We start from the raw sequence: 18,038 nt of genomic DNA on the forward strand, positions 1-18,038 counted from the left end.
ACATGGCCGGCCGCTGACCCCCACGGCACGCCGCGACGCCCCACGCCGCCCTTGCGCACCGTCCCCCACGCGGGAGTAGTCTGCATGCTTTACCAACTGCACGAATTCCAGCGCGCCATGCTGAGCCCGCTGACGGCCTGGGCCCAGGCCGCGTCCAAATCGTTCGCCAACCCGTCCAGCCCGTTCTCGCTGATGCCCGGCGCAACGCGAATGGCCGCCGCGTACGAACTGATGTACCGGCTCGGCAAGGATTACGAGAAGCCCGAGTTCAACATTCACCAGATCGTCAAGGACGGCCACAACATCCCGATCGTCGAGCAGACGATCGTCGAGAAGCCGTTCTGCCGGCTGCTGCGCTTCAAGCGCTATTCGGACGACGCCGACGCCGTCACGCAACTGAAGGACGAGCCGGTCGTGCTGGTCTGCGCGCCGCTGTCGGGCCACCACTCAACGCTGCTGCGCGACACCGTGCGCACGCTGCTGCAGGATCACAAGGTCTACATCACCGACTGGATCGACGCGCGGATGGTGCCGGTCGAGACGGGCCCGTTCCACCTGCACGACTACATCGCGTATATCCAGGAGTTCATCCGTCACATCGGCGCGCGCAACCTGCACGTGATCTCGGTGTGCCAGCCGACGGTGCCGGTGCTCGCGGCGATCTCGCTGATGGCGAGCCGCGGCGAGGACACGCCGCTCACGATGACGATGATGGGCGGCCCGATCGATGCGCGCCGCAGCCCGACGTCGGTGAATTCGCTCGCGACGCAGCACTCGACCGCGTGGTTCGAGAACAACGTGATCCACACGGTGCCCGCGAACTATCCGGGCGAAGGCCGCCAAGTGTATCCGGGCTTCCTGCAGCATACGGGCTTCGTCGCGATGAACCCGGAGCGGCACGCACAGTCGCACTGGGATTTCTACCAGAGCCTGCTGCGCGGCGACGAGGACGACGCCGAAGCGCACCGCCGCTTCTACGACGAATACAACGCGGTGCTCGACATGGCCGCCGAGTATTACCTCGAGACGATCCGCGTCGTGTTCCAGGAATTCCGGCTGGCCGAGGGTACGTGGGATGTCACAGGCGAGCGCGTGCGTCCGCAGGACATCAGGCACACCGCGCTGATGACGATCGAGGGCGAACTCGACGACATCTCCGGCAGCGGCCAGACGCACGTCGCGCACGAGCTGTGCACGGGCATCCCGCAGGACCAGCGCCGCAGCCTGACCGCCGAGAAGTGCGGTCACTACGGGATTTTCTCGGGCCGCCGCTGGCGCACGATCATCTATCCGCAACTGCGCGACTTCATCCGCGAGCATGCGCCGGAGCCGAAGCACGGCGCGACGAAGGATATCCCGGATGCGCCGGCGACCACGACGCTCGCGGCCGTGCCGGCCAGCGACGCGCCCGCCGAAACGACGCGCGCCACCGCGGCGAAGCGCACGCGCGCGAAGGCCCCCGCCAAGGCAGTCGCACCGGCTCCCGCGAAGGCCGCACCGGCTGCGAAACGCGCCGCCGGCGGCAGCCAGCGCGCAAAGACCGTGCGCACGCGCAAGGCCGCCTGACGCACCGCGTTCCGACGAAACAACGCCGCCGTTGCCTGCGCACGGCGGCGTTTTTACATCTGGCGGCCGCTTCTGCCCGGTCAGCGCATCAGCGACGCAGCAGATACGCGAGCAGCACCTCGGTGTTCATCCGGACCATCTCGGCGCGCTCGTCGGTGTCGGTGAAATCGCGGCCGAGCGTCGCGGCCAGCGTGAAGCGGTTCGACACGATGTAGTAGCCGAGCCCCGACAGCGTCACGTAGAAGCGCAGCGGATCGACGTCGGTGCGGAACAGCCCGGCCTTCTGGCCGCGCGTCAGCACGTTGCCGAGCTTCGCGACGATCGGCGACATCATCTCGCGGATCCGCGTCGACTTGTGCAGGTAGCGCGCTTCGTGCAGGTTCTCGTTGTTGATGAGCCTGAGCAGTTCCGGATGGTCGCGGTAGTAGTCCCAAACGAAATGCGCGAGCCGCGTGACGGCTTCGACCGGCGCGACGCCGTCGAGGTCGAGCACGCGTTCGGCCTCGGTCAGCGCGGAGAACGCGTGTTCGAGCACGGCCGTAAACAGCTGCTCCTTGCTGCCGAAGTAGTAATAGAGCATGCGCTCGTTGGTTTCGGCCCGCCGCGCGATCTGGTCGACGCGCGCGCCGAACAGCCCTCCACTCGCGAACTCTTCGGCGGCCGCCATCAGGATGCGGCGGCGCGTACCTTCAGGATCTCTTTTGATTTTTGGCTGATTCATGGTGGCGTTTTGCTATGTGAGCCGCTTGATCCGGACCGGCACCCCCACCGCCTTGGCGCCGGCCGCCCTGGAACGGGCGCGCCGCGAACGGCCGCCCTCCTGCTGAGCCCCTGCAAAAAAGCGGTTCGATTATGCGCACAGACGGCGTCCAGCGCAATGCGGGAAATCGGCGATAATCGAGCTTTGGCAAACCTTTCCGGCTGCGCCCGACGCGGCCGAGAGCCATTCGGCGCCGCTGCGCCCGTTGTCACCGTGACCGACTCCAAAACACTTGCAGATCGCATCGAAGATCTGCTTCCCCAGACGCAATGCACGAAGTGCGGCTATAACGGCTGCCGACCGTATGCAGAGGCGATCGCCGCCGGCGACGCGAACTACAACCAGTGTCCGCCCGGCGGCGCCGAAGGCATCGCGCGCCTCGCAGGCCTGCTCGGCAAGCCGGTGATTCCGCTGAACCCCGTCAACGGCAGCGAGCATCCGCGCGCCGTCGCCTTCATCGACGAAAGCCTGTGCATCGGCTGCACGCTGTGCATGCAGGCGTGCCCGGTCGACGCAATCGTCGGCGCGCCGAAGCAGATGCACACGATCATCGAGTCGCTGTGCACGGGTTGCGACCTGTGCGTGCCGCCCTGCCCGGTCGACTGCATCGCGATGCTGCCGGTGACCGGCGAACGCACCGGCTGGGACGCGTGGTCGCAGGAACAGGCCGATGCCGCACGCGAACGCCACGACCTGCGGCTCGCGCGCCAGCGCCGCGAACGCGAAGCCGCCGAAGCGCGCGCGGCCGCACGCCGCGCGGCCAGTGCCGCGAAGCCGGCCGCGGCACAAGCGGGAACGCCATCCGCCGCGCCGGCCACCGCACCGGCCGCAGACGACGCCGAAGCGAAGAAGCGCGCGATCATCGCCGCCGCGCTCGAACGTGCGCGCAAGAAGAAGGAAGAACTGTCCGGGCAAGGTGCCGCGCCGCAGAACACCGAAGGCGTGAGCGCGGCCGTCCAGGCGCAGATCGACGCGGCCGAGGCGCGCCGCAAGCGGCTCGCCGAACAGCAGGCCCAACGCGACACCGAAGCAGCGGCCGCGAGCGGCGACGATGACGAGAACGACGCAGGCAACGACGGCCCAGGCGGCCCGTCCGCACCGCCCGACCAGAACGCTCCATGAACGCCAGCAAACGACACGCGATCTACGAAACGCTGCAGAGCCTCAATCCGCATCCGACCACCGAGCTCGAATACTCGACGCCATTCGAGCTGCTGATCGCCGTGATGCTGTCCGCGCAGGCGACCGACGTCTCGGTCAACAAGGCGATGCGGAAGATGTTTCCGGTCGCGAACACCCCGCGACAAATCGTCGCACTCGGCGAAGAAGGCGTCACCGAGTACATCAAGACGATCGGCCTGTACCGGACCAAGGCGAAGAACGTGGTCGCGACGTGCCGAATCCTGCTCGAGCGCTACGACGGCGAGGTGCCGGCCGATCGCGAGGCGCTCGAAGGCCTGCCGGGCGTCGGCCGCAAGACCGCGAACGTCGTGCTGAACACCGCGTTCGGCCAACCGACGATCGCGGTCGACACGCATATCTTCCGCGTCGCGAACCGCACGGGGCTCGCGCCGGGCAAGGACGTGCGCGCGGTCGAGGCGGCGCTCGAGAAGTTCACGCCGAAGGAATTCCTGCAGGACGCGCATCACTGGCTGATCCTGCACGGGCGCTACGTGTGCAAGGCCCGCAAGCCCGAATGCTGGCACTGTGCGATCGAGCCGCTGTGCGAATTCAGGCCGAAGACGCCGCCGCCCAACGAGTGACGCCCAGCCGCGGGTGACCGGCTGCAGACCGTCCGGCCCCATGCGGCGGGCGCTCGATGCACGTCCCGCCGGTCGTTGTTCTGTCGGCAAGCCGCAGCCGGGACCGCGCGCAGCCACCCGTGCCGCCGCTTTCCCCTTCCAGACTATGCGTTTGACGTGGCAGTCGCATCGTCGGCGGCCGCACCGCCCGCGCGCACCAGCGCCAGCACGGCAGCCAGAATTGCCGCGCCGCCCGCCCACTGCAGCGGCGACAGCGCTTCGCCGAACAGCAGCGCCGCAAGCGCGACCGTCACGACCGGTTCGAGCGTCGACAGCATCGACGTACGCGCGGCCCCGAGCCGTTCGAGCCCGGCAAAGAATGCGATCATCGCCGCGACCGTCGACACGAGCGCGATCGCGAGCATCGACGCCCAGCCGCCGGCTGTCGCCGGCCAGCGCGGCGGCACGCCGAACGCCGCGGTCCGCACGACGGCGATCGCCACGAGCGTCGCGGTCGCCGACAGGCAGATGATCGCGGTGGTCGCGAGCGGATCGACACCGCGCGTCGCCTTCGTGCCGCCGACGATGTACAGCGAATAGATCACCGCGGCAGCCAGCGCGAGCCCGATCCCGAGCGGCTCGCCATGCCCGCCGCCGACCATCAGCGCCGAACCCGCGACGCACAGCACGAGGGCAACGCCCTTCGCGCGCGTGAGATGCTCGCCGAGCCACCACGCGGCGAGCAACGTGACGAAGGCCGGATACAGGTACAACAGCAGCGCGACAAGGCTCGCCTGCGCGTGTTGCAGCGCGCTGAAGTAGCAGAACGACTGCCCGACGTAGCCGAGCGCGCCCATCGCCACGAGCGGCGCGAGCGCGCGCCCGCGCGGCCATGTGACGCGGCGATGCCGTGCGATCGCGGCGAGCACCGCGCCGCCGATCGCGAAGCGCACGATCAGCAGCCCGAGCACGTCCACACCGGCTGCATACGCATAGCGGCCGAAGATCGCCATCGCGCCGAACGCGGCGGCGGACAGCGCGACGTAGAGCGTGCCCTGCAGGGCGGTGGACGACGGGCGGGTGGTGGCAGTCATGACGGAACGGACACGAACGGCGTGGCGACGGAAATCGTCGGAGTGTAACGGCGCGGCGGCGGCGAGCCTAGCCCGCGCTTACCCGTTCCCCGGCCCGGGCACGACATGGCTGCAACCCGAGCCGCACGCCGGCCGCAACCAGCCACCATCGAGCCGCCAGTCCGGCTGCCCCGCCCCTGCCCTCACCACCGCGCATCGCCCCGGCACTGCCTCGCCACCGCGAACCACGCGAACCACGCGAACCGCGCCGGGCCACGGCCACCGCCAGCGCCGCCCGCCGACCCGGCGTACAATGCGCGACGCGGCATCACGCCGTCCGAATCACGACGTTTCCCCACCATGTTCAATCCAAGCCGCGACGAAGTGCGTCGCTTTTTCACCGAGACCTGGCGCAAGCAGCGCGCCGGCGAGATCCTGACGCCGCTGGAAGCGATGGCCGCCGACTGGATCGTCGAGCATCCCGAATACCACGACGAACTCGCCGACGCCGATGGCGCCACCGCGCGCGAGTACACGCCCGAGGAAGGTCGCACGAACCCGTTCCTGCACCTGTCGATGCATCTCGCGATCAGCGAGCAGCTGTCGATCGACCAGCCGCCCGGCATCCGCGCCGCGCACGACAAGCTCGCGGCAAAGCTCGACTCGACCCACGACGCGCAGCACGTGATCATGGAATGCCTCGGCGAGACGATCTGGGAAGCCCAGCGCACGAGCACGCCGCCCGATACCGACGCGTACCTGCAGCGCATCCTGCGTCGCGCATCGCGCGACTGAGCGCCGCCCCGGTGGCCCACGGGCGCCGGCGTGCGGACAAAAAAATACCCCGCCGAGGCGGGGTATTTTTGCTGCGCGGGCCCACCGGGCCCGTCGCGCTTACTTCTTGAACACGAGATCGGTCTCTTTCAGCGACTCGATGTAGGCCGCGATGTCCTTCATGTCGCTGACCGACAGGCTCTGCACCTGTGCCTGCATGATCGCGTTGTTGCGACCGAGCAGCGGATTCGTCAGGCCCATCTGGTACTGGCGCATCGCCCACACGAGGTAGTCGGCATGCTGGCCGGCGAGGCGCGGATATTCGGCGTTGATCGGCTTGTTCATCTGCGCGCCGTGGCAGGCGGCGCAGTTGTGCGATTCGACCAGTTCCTTGCCCTTCGTGGTGTCCGCCGCGTGTGCGGTACCGATCGCGAGGCCGGCCGCCAGTGCAACCGCCGCCGTCTTGAATGCGTTGTTCATGAATGCTCCTGTCCCGCCGGAGAGATCGGCGGCGCGCGCTTACTTGTAGGGGTTGTCCTTCGAGTCGGCCTTCTGGGCGGCGTAGTACGCCGACAGATCCGCGATGTCCTGGTCCGTCAGCGAACCGGCGATCGCATTCATCGACGGGAAGTGACGATCCTTCTTGCGGTAGGCCTTCAGCGCGTTCTCGAGGTATTGCTGGTTCTGGCCGCCGAGGACAGGCACCCGGTAGACCTCCGGGTACGCCGCGCGGTAGTCCTGGATGCCGTGGCAACCGATGCACATGGCGGCCTTGCTCGCCCCGTCCTTCGGGTTGCCGACCACACCGGCCGCCTGCGCGCTGCCCGCGAGCGCCACGAGCGCTGCGACAACGACGTGTTTGCCGACGAATTTGTTCATAGCTCTTGTAACCTAGCTTGAGGGGAAACTGGCGCCAAAGCGGCAACGGCCCGCGCCGTTATTGCTTATCGGATCGCCACGCAGGCCAAAAAAAACGGCCAGATTGTACCGCGTCGGCGGGGAACGCGTCCACCAAGCGCCCCGGTTCGCCCCGCCACAGCCCCGCTACGATACGCGGGCGCGGCCCAACCGCACAGCCCTTCTGACTTATACTGGGTTTTTTTCCCGATTGAGAAGAGCGCCGCCATGCGTTTCGAAGGGTCCTCGCACTACGTCGCCACCGACGATCTGAAGCTCGCGGTCAATGCCGCGCTGACGCTGCAACGCCCGCTGCTGATCAAGGGCGAGCCCGGCACCGGCAAGACCATGCTCGCCGAGGAAGTGGCGGCCGCGCTCGACATGCCGCTGCTGCAGTGGCACATCAAGTCGACCACCAAGGCGCAGCAGGGCCTGTACGAATACGATGCCGTGTCGCGGCTGCGCGATTCGCAGCTCGGCGACGAGCGCGTGAAGGACATCTCGAACTACATCGTCAAGGGCGTGCTGTGGCAGGCGTTCGACGCCGAGCACCCGAGCGTGCTGCTGATCGACGAGATCGACAAGGCCGACATCGAATTCCCGAACGACCTGCTGCGCGAGCTCGACCGGATGGAATTCCACGTGTATGAAACACGGGAGACGGTCCGTGCGAAGCACCGCCCGCTCGTCATCATCACGTCGAACAACGAGAAGGAACTGCCCGACGCGTTCCTGCGCCGCTGCTTCTTCCACTACATCCAGTTCCCCGACCCGTCGACGATGCAGAAGATCGTCGCGGTCCATTTCCCGGACATCCGCGAGGAACTGCTGCGCGCGGCGCTCGAGAGTTTCTTCGAATTGCGCGGCGTATCGGGCCTGAAGAAGAAACCGTCGACGTCCGAGCTGCTCGACTGGCTGAAGCTGCTGCTCGCCGAGAACATCCCGGCCGACGCGCTGCGCAGCGCGGACGCGAAGCAGATCGTGCCGCCGCTCGCGGGCGCGCTGCTGAAGAACGAGCAGGACCTGAGCCTGCTCGAACGGCTCGTCTACATGAACCGGCACAACCGGTAATTCCCCCTCACCCGCGAAGGCCCGGCCATGCTGCTCAATTTCTTCTACGCGCTGCGCGCAGCCAAGCTGCCCGTCTCGGTAAAGGAATACCTGACGCTGCTCGAATCGCTGAAGGCCGGACTGATCTCGCCGTCGATCGACGCGTTCTACTTCCTCGCGCGGATGACGCTCGTCAAGGACGAGCAGTACTTCGACAAGTTCGACCAGGCGTTCGGCGCGTATTTCCACGGTGTGTCCGCGCTGCCGTCCGAAGCGTTCGACATCCCGCTCGACTGGCTCGAAAAACGCCTGGAGCGCGAGCTGTCGCCGGAGGAGAAGGCGCAGATCGAGGCGATGGGCGGGCTCGACAAGCTGATGGAGCGCCTGAAGGAACTGCTCGACGAGCAGAAGGAGCGCCACGAAGGCGGCAACAAGTGGATCGGCACCGGCGGCACATCGCCGTTCGGGCACGGCGGCTTCAACCCGGAAGGCGTGCGCATCGGCGGCCCGTCGAACGGCAACCGCACCGCGGTGAAGGTGTGGGAAGCACGCGCGTACCGCGACTACGACGATTCCGTCGAGATCGGCACGCGCAACATCAAGGTCGCGCTGCGGCGGCTGCGCCGCTTCGCGCGCGAAGGTGCCGCCGAGGAGCTCGACCTGCCCGGCACGATCCGCAGCACCGCCGCGAACGCGGGCTGGCTCGACCTGCGGATGGTGCCCGAGCGCCACAACAACGTGAAAGTGCTGATGCTGCTCGACGTCGGCGGCTCGATGGACGATCACATCAAGCGCACCGAGGAGCTGTTCTCGGCCGCGAAGGCCGAATTCAAGCACCTCGAGTTCTTCTACTTCCACAACTGCGTGTACGACCACCTGTGGAAGAACAACCGCCGCCGCCACTCGGAACGCACCGCGACGTGGGACGTGCTGCACAAGTTCACGCCCGACTACAAGCTGATCTTCGTCGGCGACGCGACGATGAGCCCGTACGAAGTGCTGCAGCCCGGCGGCTCGGTCGAATACAACAACCCGGAAGCCGGCGCCGTGTGGCTGCGCCGCCTCGCCGACCAGTTCCCCCATCATGCGTGGCTGAACCCGGAGCCCGAGCGGCTATGGGAATACCGGCAGTCGGTTGCGGTGATCCGCGACCTGCTCGGCCATCGCATGTATCCGCTCACGCTCGCGGGCCTCGAAGCCGCGATGCGCGCACTCAGCAAGTAACGCCCCCACCAAGACACGAAGGCCGCGTCCGAGCGGCCTCCCCCCGGAGATAGCATGAACCCCTCGCCCACCGCGAGCGCCAGCCGCGCCGGCGGCCGCCGCTTTTTCGCCGATACCTCCGTCTCGGCACTCGTCGCCGGCTTCGTCGCGATGATGACGGGCTACACGAGCTCGCTCGTGCTGATGTTCCAGGCCGGCCGCGCCGCTCACCTGACCGATGCGCAAATCTCGTCATGGATCTGGGCGCTGTCGATCGGCATGGCACTGACGACGATCGGCCTGTCGCTGCGCTTTCGCGCGCCCGTCGTCGTCGCGTGGTCGACGCCCGGCGCCGCGCTGCTGATCGCGTCGCTGCCCGGCGTGCCCTACCCCGAGGCGATCGGTGCGTTCGTCGTCTGCGCGGTGCTGCTGACGGCCGTCGGCGTGAGCGGGCTGTTCGACACGCTGATGCGCAAGATTCCGGCCGGCATCGCCGCCGCCCTGCTCGCGGGCATCCTGTTCGAGATCGGCATCGAGATCTTCCGCGCCGCGCAGTTCCAGACCGCGCTCGTGCTCGCGATGTTCTTCACGTACCTGATCGTCAAGCGGCTCGCGCCGCGTTATGCGATCGTCACGACGCTGATCGTCGGCACGGCAGTCGCCGGCGGGCTCGGCCTGCTCGACTTCAGCGGCTTTCACATCGCGTTCGCGAAGCCCGTGTTCACGATGCCTGCGCTCTCGATCGCGTCGATCGTCAGCATCGGCATTCCGCTGTTCGTCGTCGCGATGGCGTCGCAGAACGTGCCGGGCATCGCGGTGCTGCGCGCGGACGGTTATCAAACCCCGTCGTCACCGCTGATCGCGACCACCGGCCTCGCGTCGCTGCTGCTCGCGCCGTTCGGCTCGCACGGCGTCAACCTCGCGGCGATCACGGCCGCGATCTGCACGGGCCCCGAAGCGCACGAGGATCGCGCGAAGCGCTATACGGCCGCCGTGTGGTGCGGCACGTTCTACCTGATCGCGGGGATCTTCGGCGCGACGATCGCCGCGTTGTTCGCAGCGCTGCCGAAAGCGCTCGTCGTGTCGGTCGCCGCGCTCGCGCTGTTCGGCTCGATCATGAGCGGCCTCGCGAACGCGATGCAGGACGTGAAGCAGCGCGAAGCGGCGCTCGTCACGTTCATGGTCACCGCGTCGGGCCTCACGCTGCTGTCGATCGGCTCGGCATTCTGGGGGCTCGTCGCGGGGATCGTCACGCAGGTGATCCTGAACGCACGCCGCCCGGCGTGACGCGGCGCGGCGCCCGCCGCCGCGGCCATCGGACACACCAGAACGTGCCCGACACGAATCGGGCCTAGAATAGCGGATCGGAGGCGGCGCCCGGCGCCGCTTCGCTTCGCCGCCGCGCTCGCGCGGCCCGTGAGAACCCGGCGCCTTGCGCCCTTCTTCCGAATCGCCATGACTACCGCACTCGACCAGCTGAAGCAGTACACGACCGTCGTCGCCGACACGGGCGATTTCCAGCAGCTTGCGCAATACCAGCCGCGGGACGCGACCACGAACCCGTCGCTGATCCTGAAGGCCGTCCAGAAGGACACGTACAAGCCGATTCTCGAGAAAACCGTCCGCGATCATCGCAACGAAAGCACCGATTTCATCATCGACCGACTGCTGATCGCATTCGGCACCGAGATCCTGAAGCTGATCCCGGGACGCGTGTCGACCGAGGTCGACGCGCGCCTGTCGTTCGACACCCAGCGCTCGATCGACAAGGGCCGCGAGCTCATCAAGCTGTACGAAGCAGCCGGTATCGGCCGCGAGCGCATCCTGATCAAGCTCGCGTCGACGTGGGAAGGCATCCGCGCGGCCGAAGTGCTGCAGAAGGAAGGGATCAAGTGCAACATGACCCTGCTTTTCTCGCTCGTGCAGGCCGCCGCCTGCGCGGAAGCCGGCGCGCAGCTGATCTCGCCGTTCGTCGGCCGCATCTACGACTGGTACAAGAAGCAGGCCGGCGCGGAGTGGAATGAAGAGAAGGACGGTGGCGCGAACGATCCGGGCGTGCAGTCGGTGCGCCGCATCTACACGTACTACAAGACGTTCGGCTACAACACCGAAGTGATGGGCGCGAGCTTCCGCACCACCAGCCAGATCACCGAACTCGCCGGCTGCGACCTGCTGACGATCAGTCCCGATTTGCTGCGGAAGCTGCAGGACAGCAACGAGACGGTCACGCGCAAGCTGTCGCCGGAAGCGCTGCAGGACAAGCCCGCCGCGCGGATCGCGATCGATGAGGCGGCGTTCCGCTTCCAGCTGAACGACGACGCGATGGCAACCGAAAAGCTCGCTGAAGGCATCCGCGTATTCGCCGCCGATGCGGTGAAGCTCGAGAAGCTGATCGACTCGCTGCGCTGAGCCGCGACACGCGTCAGCGGCTGTCAGCAACACTGACAACAGCCGTCAGCACGCACGACGCACACGGCCGCGAACGTCATGTTCGCGGCCGTTTTTATTTTTCATTCCATCGTCAAGCACGCGCACTACAATCCACGTCACGGGTGCGACGGCCGCCTCCCGATGCACCCTTTCCCAGTCAGTCTTGCACGACGCCGAACCCGCGCAGATGCGCAGGCCGGCCCATCACAGGAGACAACGATGCAAGTTCAACCGTACCTGACGTTCTACGGTCGTGCCGACGAAGCCCTTCAGTTCTACGAAAAGGCACTCGGTGCGAAGACGATGTTCAAGATGCACTTCAAGGACGCACCGCCGAATCCCGACTACCCGATGACGCCGGAGATGGCCGACAAGGTGATGCACGCGAGCTTCACGATCGGCGACTCGATGATCATGTGCTCGGACGGCGACTGCAGCCAGCCGGCAGGCGCCGCGCACGCCGGCTATTCGCTGTCGCTGAACCCGGCGACGGTCGAGGAAGGCCAGAAGCTGTTCAATGCGCTCGCCGACGGCGGCGAAGTGACGATGCCGTTCGGCAAGACGTTCTGGGCGCTCGGCTTCGGGATGGCAAAGGATCGTTTCGGCGTGCACTGGATGGTCAACATCGAAGACCTGTCGCAGCGCGAAGACCTCGCGCAACGCGCGGGGCAGTAACTCACGCGCGTGCCGCCCGGACGCCGCGCTGCCGCGACGATCCGGGCGGGCCCGCTACTTGCGCAGCACCTCCGTCAGCGCCTGCTCCAGCGTGCCGTTCGAACGGCATGCGACGCGCGCGCCCTTCTGCTTGCCGGCCGCGACCACGCCGACCATGCCCGCGACGTCGATCGACACGGTCACGCCCTGCGTCGCTTCGTCGATGCGCGCGACGACCTTCAGCGTGTGCGTCAGGTTCGACGTCTGCTTCAGTTCGGAACAGTCGAGAAAGTTGCCCGCGTTCGGATAATCGGCATACGCAGCGGCAACGAGCCCCGCGTCGCGATCACTGACGCGCACCGCCAGCTTGTGGTCCGCGTAGAACTGCGCAACCGCCGCCCACACTTCGTCGTACTTGCGATTGCCGATCACGATGCGCGATGCGGCGTCACTGCCGGGCGACTCGGACGCGCCAGCCGCGCCTTCGGCCGTATCGTGTTTTCCCGGCGGCGCATCGCGCGCCGCGTATCGCTGCCCGGGGCCGTACACCGAAATGCAGCCGGCGAGCGCCGCACACAGCACGGCGGCCGACAAGATCGTTTTCATCGCGGCCCGCCGTCAACGGTAGTACATGTTCGCGCAACCGGCGAGCAGGACCGGCGCGACGAGCGCCCACATCACCAGGACTCTCATGGTGCGCCTCACCGGTAGTACGCGTTGACACAACCGGCCAGCGCCACGCAGCACATGCCCAATACCAGAACCCAAATCTTCGTCATTGCATCCCTCATATAATCGGATCGTGTGGAGATCGAATCACCCGGTACAGCCGGGCGGGACGCATTATTGGCAAGCGGACCACGCGCCACCTAATCGGTCTTGCACCGATTTTCGCCACGGCGCGGCCGCCCTAGAATCGCTTGGAGATCGGCGCAAACGGACGCACGGCCACACGGGGTGTTCGCGGCGCACCATGCAAAACGCCCGCGACTTGGGTCGCGGGCGTCGTGTCGAAACTGCAACAGAAAGTGGGGGAATCAGCCCTCGACGACGTCGAGATAGTCCTCCGGCCGCGTGCGATCCTCCGCATGCGCCATGCCCATCACGCGCACCAGCACGCTCACCGCCACCGCCACCACCAGGTTCACGATCAGCGACCACACGGCGGCGTAGCCGGGAATCGCCAGACCGAACAGGTGGATCGTGAAGATCGATCCGGCCAGCTTCAACGAGATCGCCATCCACGTGCCGCACACGATGCCGGCCGCCCAGCCGGCCAGCAGGCCGCGATGGTCCAGCACGCGCGTATAGAGACCGAGCACGATCGCGGGCAGCGTCTGGATGATCCAGATCCCGCCGAGCAGCTGCAGCTGGATCGCGTAGGTCAGCGGCAACCCGAGGATGAACGCGACCGCGCCGACCTTCACGATCAGCGACACGAGCTTCGCGACGTGCGTCTCCTGCTCGTGCGACATGTTGCGGTTCACGAACTCGCGATGAATGTTGCGCGTGTACAGGTTCGCGGCCGCGATCGACATGATGGCCGCCGGCACCAGCGCGCCGATGCCGATCGCCGCGAACGCGACGCCGACGAACCACGACGGGAAATACTCGAGGAACAGCGCGGGCACCGCGAAGTTCGGGCCGAACGCCTTGAAGTACGGCGCGTACTGCGGCATGTCCTTCACGCCCGACGCGAGCGCCATGTAGCCGAGCAGCGCGAGCAGGCCGAGCACGAACGAGTACGCGGGCAGCATCGCCATGTTGCGGCGAATCGAGTTGCCGGACGACGACGACAGGATCGCGGTGACCGAGTGCGGGTACAGGAACAGCGCGAGCGCCGAGCCGATCGCGAGTGTCGCGTACGCGCTGTAGCCGTTCAGGCTCATCGCGTCGGGTGCCTTCAGCAGCAGCTTCGCGGGCGGTACGCTCGCGAAGATGTGCCCGAAGCCGCCGAGCTTCGCCGGGATCACGATGACGGCAGCCGCGATCGTGATGTAGATCAGGATGTCCTTGACGATCGCGATCATCGCGGGCGCGCGCAGGCCCGACGTGTACGTGTACGCGGCGAGGATCGCGAACGCGATGATCAGCGGCAGATCGCCGACGAAGCCGGTCGTGTCGAAGCCGAGCGCGCCGATCACCACTTCGATGCCGACGAGCTGCAGCGCGATGTACGGCATCGTCGCGAGAATGCCGGTGACCGCGATCGCGAGCGCGAGCATCCGGCTGCCGTAGCGCGCGTTGACGAAGTCGGCGGCCGTCACGTAGCCGTGCCGCTTCGCGATGCTCCACAGTTTCGGGAACACAACGAACGCGAACGGATAGATCAGGATCGTATATGGCAGTGCGAAGAAGCCCATCGCGCCGGCGCCGAACACGAGCGCGGGCACCGCGACGAACGTGTAGGCCGTGTAGAGGTCGCCGCCGAGCAGGAACCACGTGACGATCGTGCCGAAGCGGCGTCCGCCGAGGCCCCATTCGTCGAGATGGGCGAGATCGCCGCGCCGCCAGTTCGCGGCGAGAAAACCGATGATCGTGACGCCGATGAACAGCAGGACGAAGACGAAGGTTGCGCCGAGATTCATCGCGCACCTCCCTGCGGGCCGCTCGCCTTCCACGCGTTCTTGGTCTTGAAATACACGAACGCGGTGATCACCGCGCTAATGAAGACCCACAGCAGCTGGTACCAGTAGAAAAACGGAAAACCGAACCATTGCGGTTCGATCTTGCTGTACGACGGTACCCAGACCATCGCGATCAGCGGCAGTACCAGCAGCCAGAGCCAGCGCTTGGCGGCCCGGTTGGCGTCGGCATCGTGAGCCATGACGTCTCCTCATCTTTCCCGGTTATCGATCTTGTTGAGCGGGTACGGCGCCGAGAGGAGCGCAAAACGGGTAGGCTGCGGCTCCCCTGGCTTCGCGCCAGTATAGGAGCCGCGAGCACGCGGTCAAGCGGGGGCGAACCCGAGGTGATCCGCCCCTTGTCGCGTGGTTGCACCGGCATGCCGCCGGCGCATGAAGCGTCAGATCGCGAACGCGGTGTCGCGCGCGCCGGTCGTTTCTTTCAAGGCTTTCACCCACTTGCGTGCGGGCAGCTTCAGCGTGTCCTCGATCAGCTTCGCACGCGCATCGAGCTGGGTGAACGACACGTCGAGCGCGGGACCCGAGAACGCGATCGCGATCCGGTTGCCGTCATGCACTTCCGGCAGCGCGATCACGCGATTTTCGAACGCCGCGTTCAGGTGCTTCATGTTGCGCACGAAGCTCGGATGGTCGCCGAACAGGTTGATCGTCGCGATGCCCGCATCGGCGAGGCAGCCGCGCACCGCGCGGTAGAACGCGACGCTGTCGAGCACGGGGCCGCGCGCGGTCGCGTCGTACAGGTCGATCTGGATCGCGCCCATCGTGCCGCGGTTGGCCGGATCGTTGACGAAATCCCATGCATCGGCTTCGTGCACGGCGAGACGTGCGTCGTCGGGCGGCAGCGCGAACATCGTGCGTGCGGCGACGATCACGGCCGGGTTCAGCTCGACGGCCTCGACCTTCGCTTGCGGGAGGAAGCGGTGCGAGAACTTGGTCAGCGCGCCGGTGCCGAGCCCGAGCTGGACGATCCGCTCGGGCGTTTCGAGGAACAGCAGCCACGCCATCATCTGCTGCGCGTATTCGAGCTCGATATGCAGCGGCTTCGAGATCCGCATCGCGCCCTGCACCCATTCGGTACCGAAGTGCAGGAAGCGCACGCCGCCCTCTTCCGAGAACGTGACGGGCGCGAAGCGCGGCTTGCGCGGCGCTTCGAGCACGGGCACGTCGTCGTGTTCGTCGATGTCCGGGCGGCGCTTCACGCGCGGCGGCTGGAGTTTTTCGGAGCCGTTGTAGGAGGACGGCTTGCCATTCTTGAACGCGCGCGCCTCGGCGGACGCGCGCTTGATCAGTCGGGTCATGATTGAATCTCGCTGGGTGATGCTGGTTTTAGCGGACGAGAGGATAGCATTGGTGCGGGGACGGAAGCCGCCGACAATGGGCGCCGGCGACACCTGGCCGATCGGCCGACTTGCACCTCCGGGCAGCGTAGACGATAATGCATCGCAATTGCGATGCATTAAGGCCAATGATGAAAACCGCCACTTTTCCATCCGTTCGGGTCGAACCGGAGCTGCGCGACGCCGCTGAAAGCGTCCTTCAGGAAGGCGAAACGCTGTCTAGCTTCGTCGAACAATCGATCCGCGAAGGCATCGAACGCCGCCGCCTCCAAAGCGAATTCATTGCACGCGGCCTTGCGTCGCGCGACGAGGCCCGCCGTACTGGCGAATATGTGTCCTCTTCCGAGGTTCTGGAACGACTGGGTCGGCGGCTCGATACACTGCGTGACAGGAAGCGGCACGCTCGATGACGTATACGGTTCGCTTCACGCTCGCGGCATCGGATGATTTGGACCGGCTTTATGAATTCGTCGTCGATCGCGAAGATTCGGAGGTCGAACGGGCTGAACGCGCTTTGGCGGCCATTGCTTCCGGAATCGCCACGCTCGAATCGTCACCGTTCACCTGCCGTAAAGTCCATCCTTCGATGCCGTTTCTCCGTGAATTGATCATTCCATTCGGTGCATCAGGCTATGTCGCACTGGTCGAGATCGATGACAGCCGGACTGTGACGATTCTCGCGGTGCGTCACCATAGAGAAAGCGACTACCACTGACGACGAGGAATCACATGACCTCGAACGACAAGAAAATCTGGTTCCCTGCGAAACGCTATGGCTGGGGCTGGGGATTGCCGGTCGCGTGGCAGGGCTGGATCGTGCTGCTGCTGTTCGTGATCGGAATCATCGCGAGCGCGTGGCTGGTGCCGCCGCAACGCTCGCCGGTCGCATACGGGGCGTGCATCGTGGCGCTGGTCGCACTGCTGACCATGGTGTGCTGGATCAAGGGCGAGAAGCCCAAATGGAGATGGGGCAAGGACGATTGAACGTCGGGCACGACGGCCGCCCGTCCCCGCGCCTCATGCCGAAGCGAGGGGCACCGGACGTTGCGGGGTGTGCGGTGAGTTGCAGGAATGGCGCATACTGGGAAACCTGGAGGTTTCAATGGCCGATCAAGACAAACTGCATCCGCTACGTCCGTTCCTGAAAAATTGGGTTTGGGAGCACGGTCGAATCGGGACTCGCTATCTGGACTGCGTCGATGGCGAAATCAAGTTCGATGAAGGCAAGAAATCGCATTTCGCTGCCGAGAAATATATCTACTCGCCTCTCGGCAAGAACGCTGACGACGATGCATCTGCGGATGGTCCTGCGATCCACGAGGCGGGACTTGCCCGCTTTTTGCGGGCTGCGCAGATGGGCAAGCCAGAGGAAGCCGGTTCCGTAGCGGACGCTCAGCGCGCAGTACAGGACTGCGTGGAGATCGGCCTGTTCAGCGCGTATCAATGGGAGGCACGAAAGGCATTTGCCCGCTACGCTCAGGAACCCATGTTCGAGGACGAGATCCGCGCGGCGGTTGTCGACGACATCCGGCGAATTTACGTCGGCATGCGAGAGCAGCTGGCGCTGTACGATTTCAGTGTGCTCTACGGCTTGCCCACGCCGCTGCTGATCAGCGAGACACCCTTCATCGACTGGCGCGTGATCGCCAGTCCGGCACTTCCGTTCGTATCGCTTCCGCTGGGACCTTACTGCCTGCTGGTAGGCGCGCCGTCGGGCAGAAGTAGCCGAATCGGCCCGGTGGTCTGGAAGGCCGCTGCCGCGATGGGCCCGTTGAAGGACCACAACCGCCGGATCGAGGAGCACGCACGTCTGTGGCTGGTGGCGACCACCGATGACCAACTCGTCGCTGCACAAAGTCGTATTGCCGCGGCCACGGGCGCCAGGCACCTGCTGCCGCCCACCTGAT

Annotated in this window: 21 protein-coding genes; 13 read left to right on the forward strand and 8 right to left on the reverse strand. The window is 66.2% G+C overall.

Going from position 1 to position 18,038, the window contains the following annotated elements:
* The first annotated feature begins 84 nt into the window (after positions 1-84).
* Entirely contained in the window at positions 85-1,566 is a 1,482-nt protein-coding gene (locus tag ACPTTF_RS12700) for a polyhydroxyalkanoate depolymerase (RefSeq protein ID WP_423371358.1), read from the forward strand.
* A gap of 88 nt (positions 1,567-1,654) precedes the next feature.
* On the opposite strand, the gene ACPTTF_RS12705 is transcribed toward ACPTTF_RS12700, so the two are convergent.
* Positions 1,655-2,287 (reverse strand): TetR family transcriptional regulator, encoded by a 633-nt coding sequence (locus ACPTTF_RS12705; protein ID WP_129512661.1) that lies wholly within the window; start codon positions 2,285-2,287, stop codon positions 1,655-1,657.
* Between the two features lie 156 nt (positions 2,288-2,443).
* Between ACPTTF_RS12705 and rsxB the strand changes: the two genes are divergently transcribed.
* Positions 2,444-3,448 carry an electron transport complex subunit RsxB gene (rsxB, locus tag ACPTTF_RS12710; RefSeq protein ID WP_423371883.1) on the forward strand — a complete coding sequence of 335 codons (1,005 nt, stop codon included), beginning with the start codon at positions 2,444-2,446 and terminating at the stop codon, positions 3,446-3,448.
* The gene (gene nth, locus ACPTTF_RS12715) at positions 3,445-4,089 is read left to right on the forward strand and encodes an endonuclease III (RefSeq protein WP_085041993.1); all 645 of its coding nucleotides are present in this window, start codon (positions 3,445-3,447) and stop codon (positions 4,087-4,089) included. The genes rsxB and nth overlap by 4 nt, the downstream gene beginning before the upstream one ends.
* A 143-nt stretch (positions 4,090-4,232) precedes the next feature.
* On the opposite strand, the gene ACPTTF_RS12720 is transcribed toward nth, so the two are convergent.
* A complete protein-coding gene (locus tag ACPTTF_RS12720; protein WP_423371359.1) occupies positions 4,233-5,162 on the reverse strand; it encodes a DMT family transporter in 930 nt (309 codons plus the stop codon).
* A 339-nt stretch (positions 5,163-5,501) separates the two neighbouring features.
* Here ACPTTF_RS12720 and ACPTTF_RS12725 point away from each other — a divergent pair, with 339 nt between their 5' ends.
* Positions 5,502-5,936: a DUF1841 family protein gene (locus tag ACPTTF_RS12725; protein ID WP_011352791.1), complete on the forward strand. Its 435-nt coding sequence runs from the start codon at positions 5,502-5,504 to the stop codon at positions 5,934-5,936.
* A 99-nt stretch (positions 5,937-6,035) separates the two neighbouring features.
* Here ACPTTF_RS12725 and ACPTTF_RS12730 read toward each other — a convergent pair whose 3' ends face one another.
* Both ACPTTF_RS12730 and ACPTTF_RS12735 read right to left on the reverse strand, forming a co-directional pair.
* On the reverse strand, positions 6,036-6,395 hold the full coding sequence (locus tag ACPTTF_RS12730; protein WP_011352792.1) for a c-type cytochrome: 360 nt from the start codon (positions 6,393-6,395) through the stop codon (positions 6,036-6,038).
* Between the two features lie 39 nt (positions 6,396-6,434).
* Positions 6,435-6,794, reverse strand: a complete 360-nt coding sequence (locus ACPTTF_RS12735; RefSeq protein ID WP_043189035.1) for a c-type cytochrome — start codon at positions 6,792-6,794, stop codon at positions 6,435-6,437.
* 246 nt (positions 6,795-7,040) lie between these two features.
* Between ACPTTF_RS12735 and ACPTTF_RS12740 the strand changes: the two genes are divergently transcribed.
* The 5 genes from ACPTTF_RS12740 to ACPTTF_RS12760 all read left to right on the forward strand — a co-directional run bounded on the left by ACPTTF_RS12740 (position 7,041) and on the right by ACPTTF_RS12760 (position 12,170).
* Positions 7,041-7,883 carry an AAA family ATPase gene (locus ACPTTF_RS12740; protein ID WP_048249424.1) on the forward strand — a complete coding sequence of 281 codons (843 nt, stop codon included), beginning with the start codon at positions 7,041-7,043 and terminating at the stop codon, positions 7,881-7,883.
* A gap of 27 nt (positions 7,884-7,910) precedes the next feature.
* A complete protein-coding gene (locus ACPTTF_RS12745) occupies positions 7,911-9,086 on the forward strand; it encodes a vWA domain-containing protein (RefSeq protein WP_423371360.1) in 1,176 nt (391 codons plus the stop codon).
* A 54-nt stretch (positions 9,087-9,140) separates the two neighbouring features.
* Positions 9,141-10,352: a benzoate/H(+) symporter BenE family transporter gene (locus ACPTTF_RS12750; RefSeq protein WP_166960890.1), complete on the forward strand. Its 1,212-nt coding sequence runs from the start codon at positions 9,141-9,143 to the stop codon at positions 10,350-10,352.
* Between the two features lie 168 nt (positions 10,353-10,520).
* Positions 10,521-11,474, forward strand: coding sequence for a transaldolase (gene tal / locus ACPTTF_RS12755; protein ID WP_423371361.1), 954 nt, complete (start codon positions 10,521-10,523; stop codon positions 11,472-11,474).
* A 240-nt stretch (positions 11,475-11,714) separates the two neighbouring features.
* Positions 11,715-12,170, forward strand: a complete 456-nt coding sequence (locus ACPTTF_RS12760; RefSeq protein ID WP_423371362.1) for a VOC family protein — start codon at positions 11,715-11,717, stop codon at positions 12,168-12,170.
* 54 nt (positions 12,171-12,224) lie between these two features.
* Here ACPTTF_RS12760 and ACPTTF_RS12765 read toward each other — a convergent pair whose 3' ends face one another.
* The 4 genes from ACPTTF_RS12765 to ACPTTF_RS12780 all read right to left on the reverse strand — a co-directional run bounded on the left by ACPTTF_RS12765 (position 12,225) and on the right by ACPTTF_RS12780 (position 16,092).
* A complete protein-coding gene (locus tag ACPTTF_RS12765; protein WP_423371363.1) occupies positions 12,225-12,755 on the reverse strand; it encodes a hypothetical protein in 531 nt (176 codons plus the stop codon).
* A 431-nt stretch (positions 12,756-13,186) separates the two neighbouring features.
* Positions 13,187-14,737 carry a monocarboxylate uptake permease MctP gene (gene mctP / locus ACPTTF_RS12770; protein ID WP_166960900.1) on the reverse strand — a complete coding sequence of 517 codons (1,551 nt, stop codon included), beginning with the start codon at positions 14,735-14,737 and terminating at the stop codon, positions 13,187-13,189.
* Entirely contained in the window at positions 14,734-14,976 is a 243-nt protein-coding gene (locus tag ACPTTF_RS12775) for a DUF3311 domain-containing protein (RefSeq protein ID WP_011657556.1), read from the reverse strand. Before ACPTTF_RS12775 ends, mctP begins: the two co-directional genes overlap by 4 nt.
* Positions 14,977-15,174: 198 nt before the next feature.
* Positions 15,175-16,092, reverse strand: a complete 918-nt coding sequence (locus tag ACPTTF_RS12780; RefSeq protein WP_423371364.1) for a spermidine synthase — start codon at positions 16,090-16,092, stop codon at positions 15,175-15,177.
* 170 nt (positions 16,093-16,262) lie between these two features.
* Here ACPTTF_RS12780 and ACPTTF_RS12785 point away from each other — a divergent pair, with 170 nt between their 5' ends.
* The 4 genes from ACPTTF_RS12785 to ACPTTF_RS12800 all read left to right on the forward strand — a co-directional run bounded on the left by ACPTTF_RS12785 (position 16,263) and on the right by ACPTTF_RS12800 (position 18,037).
* Positions 16,263-16,541 (forward strand): YlcI/YnfO family protein, encoded by a 279-nt coding sequence (locus tag ACPTTF_RS12785; RefSeq protein ID WP_423371365.1) that lies wholly within the window; start codon positions 16,263-16,265, stop codon positions 16,539-16,541.
* Positions 16,538-16,846 carry a type II toxin-antitoxin system RelE/ParE family toxin gene (locus tag ACPTTF_RS12790; RefSeq protein WP_423371366.1) on the forward strand — a complete coding sequence of 103 codons (309 nt, stop codon included), beginning with the start codon at positions 16,538-16,540 and terminating at the stop codon, positions 16,844-16,846. Before ACPTTF_RS12785 ends, ACPTTF_RS12790 begins: the two co-directional genes overlap by 4 nt.
* A gap of 14 nt (positions 16,847-16,860) precedes the next feature.
* The gene (locus tag ACPTTF_RS12795; RefSeq protein ID WP_166960909.1) at positions 16,861-17,115 is read left to right on the forward strand and encodes a hypothetical protein; all 255 of its coding nucleotides are present in this window, start codon (positions 16,861-16,863) and stop codon (positions 17,113-17,115) included.
* 118 nt (positions 17,116-17,233) lie between these two features.
* Positions 17,234-18,037 (forward strand): hypothetical protein, encoded by an 804-nt coding sequence (locus ACPTTF_RS12800; protein ID WP_423371367.1) that lies wholly within the window; start codon positions 17,234-17,236, stop codon positions 18,035-18,037.
* Position 18,038: the final 1 nt, after the last annotated feature.

This window comes from Burkholderia crassaminum (assembly GCF_964265005.1).
Classification (GTDB): Bacteria; Pseudomonadota; Gammaproteobacteria; order Burkholderiales; family Burkholderiaceae; genus Burkholderia.